The 12,975-nt window shown below is 43.4% G+C and carries 12 protein-coding genes; 8 read left to right on the forward strand and 4 right to left on the reverse strand.

Features of this window, described 5'->3' with window-relative positions:
- Positions 1 to 4: 4 nt before the first annotated feature.
- From AC0VYI_RS10790 to AC0VYI_RS10820, 7 genes are all read left to right on the forward strand, one after another.
- Positions 5 to 1,366, forward strand: a complete 1,362-nt coding sequence (locus AC0VYI_RS10790) for a DUF1329 domain-containing protein (protein WP_475449242.1) — start codon at positions 5 to 7, stop codon at positions 1,364 to 1,366.
- Positions 1,367 to 1,539: 173 nt separating this feature from the next.
- Positions 1,540 to 2,496 (forward strand): VOC family protein, encoded by a 957-nt coding sequence (locus AC0VYI_RS10795; RefSeq protein WP_475449244.1) that lies wholly within the window; start codon positions 1,540 to 1,542, stop codon positions 2,494 to 2,496.
- A 424-nt stretch (positions 2,497 to 2,920) separates the two neighbouring features.
- Complete coding sequence (locus AC0VYI_RS10800) at positions 2,921 to 3,970, forward strand: WD40/YVTN/BNR-like repeat-containing protein (protein WP_475449246.1); 1,050 nt, start codon at positions 2,921 to 2,923, stop codon at positions 3,968 to 3,970.
- Entirely contained in the window at positions 3,967 to 6,105 is a 2,139-nt protein-coding gene (locus AC0VYI_RS10805; RefSeq protein ID WP_475449247.1) for an efflux RND transporter permease subunit, read from the forward strand. The genes AC0VYI_RS10800 and AC0VYI_RS10805 overlap by 4 nt, the downstream gene beginning before the upstream one ends.
- A gap of 3 nt (positions 6,106 to 6,108) precedes the next feature.
- Positions 6,109 to 6,360 carry an MMPL family transporter gene (locus tag AC0VYI_RS10810; RefSeq protein WP_475449249.1) on the forward strand — a complete coding sequence of 84 codons (252 nt, stop codon included), beginning with the start codon at positions 6,109 to 6,111 and terminating at the stop codon, positions 6,358 to 6,360.
- 9 nt (positions 6,361 to 6,369) lie between these two features.
- Positions 6,370 to 6,729 carry a Rieske (2Fe-2S) protein gene (locus AC0VYI_RS10815; protein ID WP_475449251.1) on the forward strand — a complete coding sequence of 120 codons (360 nt, stop codon included), beginning with the start codon at positions 6,370 to 6,372 and terminating at the stop codon, positions 6,727 to 6,729.
- Between the two features lie 30 nt (positions 6,730 to 6,759).
- Positions 6,760 to 7,893 carry an FAD-dependent oxidoreductase gene (locus AC0VYI_RS10820; protein ID WP_475449253.1) on the forward strand — a complete coding sequence of 378 codons (1,134 nt, stop codon included), beginning with the start codon at positions 6,760 to 6,762 and terminating at the stop codon, positions 7,891 to 7,893.
- A gap of 457 nt (positions 7,894 to 8,350) precedes the next feature.
- Here the strand turns inward: AC0VYI_RS10820 and AC0VYI_RS10825 are convergent, their stop codons facing one another.
- The 3 genes from AC0VYI_RS10825 to AC0VYI_RS10835 all read right to left on the reverse strand — a co-directional run bounded on the left by AC0VYI_RS10825 (position 8,351) and on the right by AC0VYI_RS10835 (position 11,133).
- Entirely contained in the window at positions 8,351 to 8,881 is a 531-nt protein-coding gene (locus AC0VYI_RS10825; protein ID WP_067343051.1) for a phosphatase PAP2 family protein, read from the reverse strand.
- A 267-nt stretch (positions 8,882 to 9,148) separates the two neighbouring features.
- Entirely contained in the window at positions 9,149 to 10,474 is a 1,326-nt protein-coding gene (locus tag AC0VYI_RS10830) for an ATP-binding protein (RefSeq protein WP_475449255.1), read from the reverse strand.
- Positions 10,471 to 11,133, reverse strand: a complete 663-nt coding sequence (locus tag AC0VYI_RS10835; RefSeq protein WP_199477656.1) for a response regulator — start codon at positions 11,131 to 11,133, stop codon at positions 10,471 to 10,473. The genes AC0VYI_RS10830 and AC0VYI_RS10835 overlap by 4 nt, the downstream gene beginning before the upstream one ends.
- 220 nt (positions 11,134 to 11,353) lie before the next feature.
- Here AC0VYI_RS10835 and AC0VYI_RS10840 point away from each other — a divergent pair, with 220 nt between their 5' ends.
- The gene (locus tag AC0VYI_RS10840; protein ID WP_475449256.1) at positions 11,354 to 11,962 is read left to right on the forward strand and encodes an undecaprenyl-diphosphatase; all 609 of its coding nucleotides are present in this window, start codon (positions 11,354 to 11,356) and stop codon (positions 11,960 to 11,962) included.
- 117 nt (positions 11,963 to 12,079) lie between these two features.
- Here AC0VYI_RS10840 and AC0VYI_RS10845 read toward each other — a convergent pair whose 3' ends face one another.
- Positions 12,080 to 12,901, reverse strand: coding sequence for a helix-turn-helix domain-containing protein (locus AC0VYI_RS10845; protein WP_199477658.1), 822 nt, complete (start codon positions 12,899 to 12,901; stop codon positions 12,080 to 12,082).
- Positions 12,902 to 12,975 lie beyond the last annotated feature (74 nt).

Raw genomic sequence — 12,975 nt, forward strand, 5'->3', positions numbered from 1 at the left:
GACAATGTATAAAAATAAATTAAGCACTCTTCATCTGTTTCTCGCCAGTACCTTATTAACTAGCTTTGCCTTGCCAAGTTATGCCGAAGTGAGCCCAGAACAGGCTGCCCGTCTTGGCAAAGACTTAACGCCTTTTGGCGCAGAAAAAGCTGGCAATGCGGCGGGAACTATTCCTGCTTGGACAGGCGGTTTCAATAAGCCAATCCCTGGCGAAGTGCTTGGGGGCAAGCGTCTTGATCCGTATGCTAACGAAAAGCCTTTGTACTCCGTGACTTATCAAAATATGGATAAGTACTCTAAGTATTTAACAGATGGTGTGAAAGCCATGCTGAAAAAGTATCCAAAAACCTATCGTCTTGATGTGTATCCAACGCACAGAACGGCGACAGCACCTGAATGGGTATACAACTTTACGAAGCAAAATGCTCTTAAAGCCAAGATGGTTGGGCAAAATATCGTTGGCGCTTATGGCGGTATTCCTTTCCCAATTCCTAAAAATGGTTTGCAAGCCATCAACAACCATCGGCTCTCTTGGCGTGGTGTGAGCTGGGAAGCAGACATTAATCAATATCAGATTACCTCCAGTGGCGAACGAGTGTTAACCACAGACGGTTTACTGAAAAACCAGATGCCGTACTACTTCCAGGAAGGTAACAGCAAGGATTTTGATGGTTATTTCTGGGAGGTGAATCTCGAAAACTACGGGCCACCAATTCGTGCCGGTGAAAGAGTTGCAGGGCGTACAAACCTAGATGCGGATAAGACCAAATCTTATGTCTATCTTGCAGGGCAGCGTCGTGTTCGTCGTTTACCTAATGCATGCTGTGACACGCCAACACCCGCCACAGCTGGCTTGATGTCATTCGATGAACTAAGCGTATTCTCTGGTCGTACCGATGTTTTCAACTGGAAGCTACTCGGCAAGAAGGAAATGTTGATTCCTTATAACGAAAACCGCTTTCTGCAATACAGCGATAAAGAAGCCATTGGCAAGCATCACCTTAATCCAGATGCAGTGCGTTGGGAGCTTCATCGTGTTTGGATTGTCGAGGCAACGCTTGCACCGGGCAAACGTCACCAAGCGGCGCGCAGCAAATATTATCTAGATGAAGACACTTGGGAAGCGTTATTGGGCGACCGTTGGGATTCTAAAGGCCAGCTGTGGAAAACTTTATGGCAGTTCAATTACATCATGCCAGAGTTCCCGGGAACCATCCCACAGACATTTGGCTTTTACAATCTGCTTTCTGGAGAAGCCTATGTGGCCAACATGATGAACGATAAGAAATTCCAGAACAAACCAGTTCAGCGCATGCCGACCAGTACCTTCACAGGGCAGGGTCTTGCTAGACAAGGTATTCGCTAAGTGAGGGAGTGTTTGCAAGGTCACAGATCACCTGACCGAAAGTTGAAGACTCGTGAAGGCGACGTTAAACACGCTAGTTTTGATCATTCAGTCAATGCTGGCGCATACATTGGCGATAGGATCGCAGAATTTTTATATGGGCATACCGCCTAACACCTTGTTTGGAGAAAGAGATGAATATAGTAGGTTTAGAGAGCATTGTTTTTGCAGTGGAAGATATTGCTTCGTGCGCAACCTTTTTAACAGATTACGGACTTATCCCTGTTGATGTGACTGCTAAAGGCGGCCGTTTTGAGGCGTTAGATGGTACCTGTGTTGTACTCGCGGAGGCATCCGATCAGAGTTTACCGCCAAGTGTAGGTAACGGCTGTATGATGCGCAAAACCGTCATGGGAGTGGCCGATGAGCAGGATTTAGAGGTGATTCGTACAGAATTGAGTAAAGACCGAGACGTAACAAGCTTGGCTGATGGTTCCATCGAGTCCATAGACGACATGGGTTTTGTTATTGGCTTTCAAGTAACCAAACGAAAAGCCATGAGTTTGACGGGAGAAATATCCAATGCACCTGGGTCGCCTTTGCAACGTCCCGTAAACCAGAATGCCGTTAATGTGAACGCAGAACAGATTCACCCGCGCACTTTGTCCCATATCGTATACTTTGTATCAGACCCAGCGAAAGCGGAAGCATTTTATGTGGAACGTTTAGGCTTTCGATGTACAGATCGCTTTGAAGGCATGGGGCCTTTCTTACAACCTGCTGGGACGTTGGATCACCACACACATTTCTTTATTGGCGCCCCAGAATTTATGAAAGGCGTAGAGCATTTCACTTTCCATTTTGCGGGGCCAACAGAAGTCATGCAAAACGGCTCTCGCTTTATTGAGAAAGGGTATCAAGCCTTTTGGGGGCCAGGCCGTCATATCTTTGGTTCAAACTGGTTTTGGTACTTCAACAGTCCATTTGCTTGTCATATTGAGATGGATGCAGACATGGACTTGCATGATAAAACTTGGCAGGCACGGACTGCGCCAATTAGTGCGGACAACTCTCAGGCCTTCTTATTGCGTTACCGTAATAAGTGGGCTCCGGGGCAAGACAGCACGCCAAAAGGGGATTATGAAGAGTGAGTAGTGAATTAAGGGGGCGAACATAACCCCCTGAAACAAAAGAGAGAATAGTGTGGTGATGGAAACGTAGTCGAACGCTACGTTGTTCCCATTCATTACTTAAGCGACGTAAATGTTGCTACCACGAAATAAAAATAACGAATGTGGATTGCAGTCATGTTGAAAATATTGGTAAGCACACGGCTTTGGTTCGTCGTCGGTAAGCAAAGCGCATACACCCACTTAGGAGGTGTGTGATGAAGCATCATCTTGTTGTCCTATTGCATTTGTTGGCGAGGATCTGTGTAAGTAAAGCCTTGGGTATGGCCCACGGTACCTTCGTACCACTCCATAATCGGCCCTGTGCAATACTTATATCTGAGACTGTGTTATGAGGTTTTCCATGGTTTATTTGATGATACCTTTTTGGAAGCAAATGCATTTCATGGGACAAAATCAGGTTGTGAAATGGTTATTGATCTTATGGTTTTTTTACCCTGTAACGAGTGCTTTTGCAGATGTGCCAGATGCCATTAACCGCCCCGCAATTCAATCTCACTTAGGTGCTCAGTCGATGTTATTGTCTGCCAATTATGCTGGTAACAGAATCGTTGCGGTGGGCGAAAGAGGATTGATTCTATTGTCTGACGATCAAGGTCACACGTGGCGTCAGGCACCATCGCCTGTCAGTGTGACCTTGACGGGGGTGCAGTTTGCCAACGCTCAGGTGGGTTATGCCATTGGTCATGGTGGCATTGTTATGCGAACTGACGATGCAGGCGAGCATTGGAAAGAATTACTTAATGGTCGTCAACTTGCCAATCAACTTTATACGCAAGCGGAAAAAAGGGGGGATGACAATGCGCTTCATCAAGCCAAACTACTGGTTTCGGATGGCCCAGATAAACCTTTTTTAGACCTGTTGGTATTGAGCCCTGAGCATCTGATTGTGGTTGGCGCTTATGGTTTTACTTTTGAAAGCAGTGATGGCGGCGCCAGTTGGCAATCTTGGATGAGACGTATTGATAACCCGATGGGCTTGCACCTTTACAGCATTCGTAAACATGCTAATCGCATTTTAATTGCCGGTGAACAGGGCTTTATCGCGCTATCGAACGATAACGGCAAAACCTTTGAAGCAGTGAATTCTCCCTATGAAGGCAGTTTCTTTACTGCCCAGTTACAAGGAGATAGCCGCATCATTCTAGCTGGGTTGCGTGGTAATGCTTTTGTTTCCAATGACAACGGTAAACATTGGGACAAAATCGATAATCCCATTCAAGCCTCCATTACTGCGTCCCTAGAAACGCCCAAAGGCGAAGTGCTTATGGCCAATCAAGCTGGTATGGTGCTGTCGCTTGCAAACAATAAGTTAGTACCTGCAACCAGCCAATCCTTCCCACCGCTCACTGATATTTTAGAGAAAACTCAAGGTGGAGTGCTTGCATTAAGCATTCACGGTCCCGTCAGTATTCCTTTAGGGAGTGTGGAATGAAATACAAGTCTTCGGTCTCTGCGTCACCAGCAGAGCAATTCGACCCTAGATCCGGCTCCTTTATAGAAAGAGCGCTGTTTAATCATCGTCTTGTGGTGATTGCGATTTGCGCGATCTTAACCATTTTCCTTGGCTGGCAAGCAACGAAATTGACCATCAATGCCAGTTTTGAAAAAACGCTGCCGACGCATCAGGCTTACATTCAGAACTATTTGAAATACAAAAATGAGTTAACAGGTTTAGGGAATGCCTTGCGCATTGCCGTGGTGAATCCAAAAGGCTCTATCTACGATGCGCATTATTTGGATTTGCTACGTCAATTCAGTGATGAAGTCTTCCTGCTACCGGGTGTGGATCGCGTGCAAATGAAATCTCTCTGGACACCTTCGACACGTTGGATTGGTGTTACGGAAGAAGGGCTCGATGGCGGCCCTGTTATTCCAGAAGATTACGATGGTTCGAAAGCCAGCCTTGCCAAGCTAAAAGCCAATGTGGATCGTTCTGGTGAAATTGGTCGTTTGATTGCGTCAGATGGTCGTTCAACGATCATTTACATGCCTTTGTTAAACCAAGATGCGACGGGTAAACCACTGAACTATGCGAAATACTCTCAGCAACTTGAAGCTCTTCGTACCAAATATGAGAAGAAAGGCCTAGACATTCATATTACGGGTTTTGCTAAAGCCATGGGCGACCTAATCGCGGGTGTACACGCGGTGCTTTGGTTCTTTGCTTTGGCGGTATTGATTGCCACTATCATGGTCTATTGGTACACACGTTGCGTGAGATCGACTGTTTTGGTGGTGTGTGCCTCTTTACTCGCGGTGGTTTGGCAGTTGGGGATTTTGCCAACGCTTGGCTATGTGCTAGATCCGTACTCTATTTTGGTGCCATTTTTAGTATTTGCGATCGGCATGAGCCATGGCGCACAGAAGATGAATGGCATTATGCAGGATGTGGGACGTGGCTTTGATAAATTAGTCGCGGCCCGTTTTACTTTCCGCCGTCTATTTTTGGCAGGCTTAACCGCGCTGTTGGCCGATGCCGTTGGCTTTGCGGTTCTACTGGTGATTGATATCAAGGTCATTCAAGAACTAGCGATTGCCGCATCTATTGGTGTTGCAGTACTGATTTTTACTAACCTGATTCTGCTTCCTATTATGCTGTCTTACGTTGGTGTGAGCGATAAAGCAGCGAAACGCAGTGTGGTCAATGATATTGATACTAAAGCATTGGATAAGACGCCTTTGCTATGGCGTTTTCTGGATAAGTTTACACAACGAAAATGGGCGACGGTCGCCATTATGGCTGGCATTGTTCTAGCGGTAGGGTCTTTTAGTGTTGGCCAACATCTTAAGATTGGTGATCTCGATCCTGGCGCCCCAGAACTTCGCAAAGACAGTCGCTATAACCAAGATATTGCCTTTATGAACCAACACTACGGCGCATCGAGTGATGTGTTAGCTGTGATGGTGAAAACACCCGATGGCCAGTGTTCGCAATATGACACGCTAAAAAAAGTCGATGTGTTGGGGTGGCAATTACGTCAGTTAAAAGGCGTGGAATCGACTAACTCTTTGGCCTTGCTATCTCGTCGTGTGCTGTCAGGACTGAATGAAGGCAACCCGAAATGGTACGAGTTTTTACCCAACCAAAGCATGCTGAACTATATCACCGCAGGTGCACCTCGGGGTCTATATAATAGCAGCTGTAATTTGTTGACTCTGTATGTTTATCTCAAAGATCACAAAGCAGATACCTTGAGCCGTGTGGTGGATCATGTGCAAGCGTTTGCCAAAGCCAATGATACAGACCAGGTAAAATTCCTTCTTGCGGCAGGCAGTGCTGGGATTCAAGCCGCAACGAATATCTCCGTAAAAGCTGCTTGGTATCAAATGCAAATGTTGGTTTACGCGGCCGTGGCCTTGTTGTCTTTCATTACTTTCCGTTCGGTGAAAGCCGTGATTGTGGCGATTTTGCCTCTGATGTTGACCTCCATTATGGTAGAGGCCTTGATGGTGACGCTTGGCATAGGTGTCAAAGTGGCAACCCTGCCGGTTATTGCTTTGGGCGTTGGGATTGGCATCGATTACGCCCTTTATATTCTTTCCATCACCCTTTTCGGTCTGCGTTAAGGTGTGAGCCTATCTGAGTCCTATTTGCGTGCGCTCAACTTCACTGGGAAGGTCGTCATGCTGACGGGGATTACGCTTTCTGTTGGTGTCGCGACTTGGATTGCTAGCCCGATCAAATTCCAAGCGGACATGGGGTTGCTACTGGCCTTTATGTTTATTTGGAACATGATAGGGGCATTAATTCTGCTACCGGCCCTCGCGCATTTTTTGCTGAAGCCCAAATTCTCTAACAGTAATCAAGTGCAAAAGAGGTAGACAGTATAAATGGATAACCAAGCAAAATGGCTTTGCCAGCTGAGCGATATTGAAGAAGGGCAATCAAAAGGCTTTTTCCTAAATGACGATGGTAATGATCAGATCTTTATCGTTAAGCATGCTGGGCAAGTTTATGGCTGGAAAAATGCCTGTCCGCATATAGATGGCGCTCCCATGGCATGGCGTAAAGACGCCTATATGGATGCTTCTAAACAGTACATTGCGTGTCATGCGCACGGGGCTTTATTTGAACCAGTAAGTGGCCTCTGTATACAAGGACCATGCAAAGGCAAACGGCTTGAAAAAGTCATAACTGAAATAGACCAAATGGGCAATGTTTGGCTAATACACTCTAATAAAAATAAATAAAATTCAATAAAAACAATAAGTAAGGAGTCAATGATGGCAGTGGTAGATAAAGTTCTCGTAATTGGTGGTGGGTTCTCAGGCATGTCTGTGGCAATAAAATTACGGCGTCATGGGATTGCGGTGGATCTGGTGGAAATTGATCCAGAGTGGTGTGAGTTAGGAGCAGGTATCAGTATTAATGGCGCTTCCATGAGAGCGCTGGATGATCTGGGCCTTTATGATGAAGTGGTGAAACAAGGTTGCGTCACCGATGGTGTGGCGATTCATTTGGCTCACGGTCCTTTGTTGATGGAATTACCAACACCAAGTCCAGTAGGCTCTCAGGTCGGTGGCAGTGGCGGTATTTTCCGTCCAACACTGGCTCGCATTATGTCGAAAGCCGTTTTGGAATCGGGTGTTGATGTGCGTTTAGGTTGCACCTATTCGGATATCAAGCAAACGGATAGCTGCATCGAAGTGGCTTTTACCGATGGTAGCACTCGCGCATACGATCTTGTTGTTGCGGCGGATGGCGTGCATTCAAGTGTTCGTAAAGAGTATTTCCCAGAAGTACCAGAGCCTGAATACATTGGTCAAGGAGTGTGGCGTGCCATTATGCCCCGCCCAGAGAATATCAACCAAGTCACCATGTGGATGGGACATCATCTGAAATTGGGCGTTAATCCAGTATCAGAGACGCATATGTATATGTTCATTACGGAAGATCGCCCAACTAAGGAGCATATTGACAGAGAGACTTGGCCCGAGGTGCTTGCTTCCTTGATGAAGCAATTCCCAAATCCAACGGTTGAGGCCTTAATTCCGCATATATTCAAGGAAGAAGCCAATATCGATTACCGCCCATTAGCGAACCTTCTGGTGAAACAGCCTTGGAATAAAGGCCGTCTTATCATGATTGGTGATACGGTTGCCGCCACTACACCACATTTAGCTTCTGGCGCTGGTATCGGCATAGAAAGTGGCATTGTGTTAGCCGATGAACTTGCCGTTAATGATTCTCTAGAAAAAGCACTTGAAAAATTTCATCAACGTCGTTGGGAACGCTGTCGCATGGTGGTCGAGAACTCTGCTCGACTCTGTCACATCGAAATTAATGGCGGAGATAAGGAGGAACATTCAAGAATTATGGGGCAATCGCTTAAGGCCCTTAGCCAACCTATTTGATTTAATGTTCTCTATGGCAGTGAGGTGTTTTTTTATTTACAGGTCACTGCCATTTTTATACAGATTACCACGCGTAAACAGTATAGAAAGCTTGTTTTCATTTTGGACTAATCTACCTAGATTGCTTTGCGGCATCCGAATTAGCAAGGGAAGGTGAGAATAAGTCGTCTAAGTCTCATAGGTCATGGTCTAAAAACTCATATTCTTTGTTAAGCTTCTTCGTCAATAGGCCCACCATTCACATTCTTGCCTGCCGCGAATAGCAAGCTTTTATCCACATGCTTAGACAAGAGGATTTGTTTGTACTTTCCTTAGCCGTAATAGCGTAAATCTGAGCTCACAATGGGTCTTCGACCTGATTTAATTAGGTCACCTTTAATAAGGAGGCGCTAATGTGATCATGAAAGTTTAACGTTTTTCGCGGCTAAAATAGTGATATGGGGATTTATCACCGTAGTCAATATGGCAGGATGCCATGAAGTAACGCTACCATCAACGCAGCACAACCGACACCAAGCAAGGCTCCCATTAATGTATCGGTAGGGAAGTGAACCCCAAGTAGCAGCCGAGACAATCCCACATGAGTAGCCCATATATAAAAGAGCAGATAATACGATGGAAAAGCTTGTGCCAAGCAGTAGGCTACAAAGAACGCTCCGGAAGTGTGTCCAGAAGGAAATGAAAACTTATCCGATGGCGTGATGTAGCTGTGGAAGTTTTTCAGTGTGTCGGCAGGTCGATTTCGTTTAAAACCTAGTTTGATTGCAAAATATAAGCACCGCTCAAGCGCAAATCCAAATGCAATGATGCTTGCTAATAATCTGTAATGGAAATGCCACAATACGATATCCGTCACAACGTAGAGCGGACCATCTGCGCTAAATGAAATAAATCGCCCAATTCTTGCCAGTCTCTTGCCATTTTTTCTAGCCATAAACCAAGAAAAAACGAAAACATCAAGCTGGTGAATTCTTTGAATAACATTCATTAGATATCCCCTAATTTTTGCTAATATTTAGAGAGACTTTTGTACGACTACTGCGCTTGCCAATACTTTGTTAAAAACAGACTCAAAATGCTCATTTATAGCGATAAACTCTGCTGTCTCGTCTGTTTTTGCCGTGTCTTGGCGTCGCTAATGACATCGTGCAAAGGTCTCTTAGAACTATATAAATCGGAATGTTCACTCCTTGGAGGATTTTAAAGAGTTATATTTATACAATAGGACAATAAGGCTTAAATAAACCTTAACGATCTATAGACCTTTAAAAGTCACTCTGACACACAATCCCGTTTCTTGTTCTGAGTCAGTCAGCGTCAGTACCGCATGATGATTGTCAGAAATGTTTTTTACTATGTTCATTCCCAATCCACTGCCATGAATTTTAGGGTGTTTCCCTCGGTAAAAACGCTCGGTTACTTTGAGGCGTTCCGCTTCTGGAATGCCAGGACCATTATCAGATACCTCTAAAATGACCTCCCCTTTTTCTTTGTAAACTGACACATCGATGGTGCCATTCTCCGGTATATAGCGAATAGCATTGTCGATGAGGTTGCTAATCAAAATGCGTAAATCGTCAGGGAACCCCATAATGACGGCTGCTGTTTGTTTCCCCATGCCCAAGTCAATGTTTTTGCGCTCTGCTGCATTGACTGAGTCAGTAATAATCAGCTTACATAAGTTTGTCAGTTCAACCTCTTCGGGGGATTGATCTGACTTTTCTGGATCAATCTTGGCTAGTGTAAGTAGCTGCTCAGAAAGGTGAGAAAGTCGAGAGATACTTTTCTGTAATTGAATAAGCGATTTTTGTTGTTTGATGGGGTCGGTTTCACGTGCCATGACTTGCATTTCTACACTGAGCCCCATAATGGGAGTGCGTAACTCATGAGCCGCATCGGCAATGAATCTCTCTTGTTGGATGAACGTTTGCTGTAAGCGCTCTAATAAATCGTTCAAGGCTTGTATGAACGGTTGTATTTCTTTCACGGGTCGTGCAGGAATGATTGGATCAAGGCTTTTAGCGTTGCGGCTTTTTAATTCTTCACTAATATGTCGCAAAGGTTTTAACCCGTAACCAATACCGAACCACAAAAAAATCGCCAGTAACGGAAGCATGGCGAGTACAGGCCAAAAAAGATTAATCGACAAACTGGCTAAGGTTTCAAAACGAAGATTTTGAGCTTGGGCAATAAGAATCCATTTGTCGTCACTTTTCATGACAAAAGTATGCCAGACTTTACCATTGACAGTTTCGTTCATAATGCCTGTTCGGGTAGGGGGAGCAAAGTCGATTGATGGATGTGAAGCAAATTGCCGTTTGTTATTTTCCCAAACTTCTAAAATGACCTCGTCGTCTTGATCCTCATGATCGTGAGCTTTTGAAGATAATGTCTGCTTTAGATTGATGGAGTGAGTTGAATTGCTTAGATTTATATGATGGGCGATGTACTTAAGTTGATCATCTAGTGTATTTTCTAGGGTCAGATAATCCCCCCAGTACGTGCCAATACTTGCCAAAACACCGACGAGGAAAGTTGTAGGTAATAACCAAATGAGCAGATTGGTGCGAAGTGATCTCAATGAACATCTCCAATTCGATAGCCAACCCCTCGTATTGTTTTAACAATTTTAGTATCAATTTTTTTACGGAGATGGTGAATATGCACTTCAATCGCATTGCTACCTATTTCTTGATCCCAGCCATAAAGACTTTCTTCGAGGGTTTCTTTTGAAATGACTTTACCTGGCTCTTGCATAAGCTCATGCAAGAGCGCAAATTCTTTAGCGGATAAGGATAAGGGCTCATCTCGAAACCAGACAAGATGGTGAGCAGAGTCAAGCTTTAATTCGCCAACGGCTAAAATGGGTTGGCTGCGTCCGACTTTACGGCGCATGACAGCATGAACGCGTGCGATGAGTTCTTCTAGCGCAAAGGGCTTTACTAAGTAGTCATCAGCGCCTTCATTGAGTCCGCCTACGCGGGAGGAAACATCGTCTCTAGCCGTAATAATGATAACGGGAATTGAGTTGTTCGCCCGTCGTAACTCTTTTAGCAATGATAAACCGTCTTTATCGGGTAACCCAAGATCGAGTAACAATATGCTGTAGTTTGTTGTTTTTAAAGCGGATATCGCAAATTTAGAGCTTTGTACCCAATCCGCCGCTAAGTTTTCTTGACGTAACCCTCTGAGCAGACCATCACCAATAAATTCATCATCTTCTACTATGAGTAAACGCAAAATGAGATCCCCCAAAACTTTTCAAAATAGGCTGTCCTATCATTATCATGGTGAAATAGCGAAAAATTAATAAAAATCCATCTGAGAAATTTACGTAGGATGAAAAATCTTTATTTTCATATTTTTTAAGACTTAAGTTCCCCTTAAGGAAAGCCTTGATAACTTCTCACACCGATCATAGTCAACATGCTTTTACTGTATTCTATTCTGAGGCGATAAAGTGGAACATTTAAACCAATCTCTATTTTTAATGATTAACCATTTTGCAGGTTCGAACGCTATTTTGGATCAATTAATGGAAATCTTGGCAAAGTATCTTCCTATTCTCTTCGCCTTAGTATTACTGTGGTTAGGTTTTTTTAATAAAGTTTCGCCTTCTCTTCAAAAGAAGAGGCGTCATGCTGCCTTTCTGTCTGGCTATACTATGTTGATAGGGCTTTCTATTAATTTTTTAATTGCTTTGTTTTATTTTCATCCAAGACCGTTTATGAATCATCTTGGTACAGAGCTAATTCCTCATTTACCTGATACGTCAATGCCATCAGATCATACAACCTTGATGGTTTCAGTCGCATTAGGACTTTTTAGCTACACTGAGACTCGACATATTGGTCAAATTCTTTTGGTGCTCGGCGTAATAGGTGGTTTAGCTCGGGTGTTTTGTGGTGTTCATTATCCCTTCGATATTGTTGGTTCCATAGTGGTATCATGCATTGCTTTTATTCTAACTTGGCTATTCAAAGACTATTTAAAACAACTTAATTTGATTGTTTTTAGGGCGTTGGAAAATAAAATAGAGTTTTTACGTCTGTTTACCCATGAAAAATAATGGTGATCTTGGGCTGTTTCATAGAAATAGTGGAATAAGTTCTCTGGGAATTACAGCACCCATAATAAGTGCTGTAATTTTTCAATTTGAACAAGGTAGTTATAAGAAATGTAATCATTAATAAAATTTAACTTTATCTAAATACATGCTTTCTTCTATTCGGTTAACGTAATGGTTTGGTGTTGTATTCGTCAGTGCTTTAAATTCACGCGTAAAATGTGCTTGGTCCGAAAACCCTAATCGATAGGCTAGCTCAGAAGGTTTTGTATGGGTATTTAAATTTATTTCATATAAAGCGGATTGAACTCGAACAATGCGACAGAATGTTTTAGGCGTCATGCCTGTGTCTAATAAAAATTGTCTTTGTATTGTTCGGCAAGTATACCCTGTTATGTCTTCTAATTCTTTTATTTGAACATTCCCTTTGTTAACGAAAATGTATTGAACGACTTGTTTTGAAAGGCTTGAATGATTTCTAATGCCATGTTTTATTAAAAATTTAGAAAATAATAGAACTTGATTAGTAAAAGACTCTTGGCTTGCAACTTGTTCAAATAAGTCATTTATTTTAAGGGCAATATCTTTAAATTCTGGCCTTTGGTTGATTAATTCAGACGCCGAAAGGTTCAGGAAATTAGGTGTCGAGGTTGCAGAAAATCGAACACCAAAATAACGATGTTTATAGGTAAACTCCACCGCTTCTGCACCGAGTGTTGTTCCACAAACGGTTGCTTTTGGCTTAGAACTGTCACAATCAAATAAAATATCAATACAACCATCTGGAATGGCATTAGTGACTTCTGATGATGCGGACTCAAAGCTATAAAAATGCGATACAAAGGGGATGTTAGATACTTTGACCGAATACTCTTCGGCTGCACAAAGGACAAACCAAGGCTGTTTAGACTTGATTTTAGCAATGCTATAATTTTCAATCATATTGGATAACCAATTTGTTATTATTCTTTTATTGTGGTTTTCCGATTTAAAAAGCGGATACCAATTCTTAATAA

Source organism: Marinomonas sp. 63XJN7_9_ISO-PGPR-S23-217 (assembly GCF_056173515.1).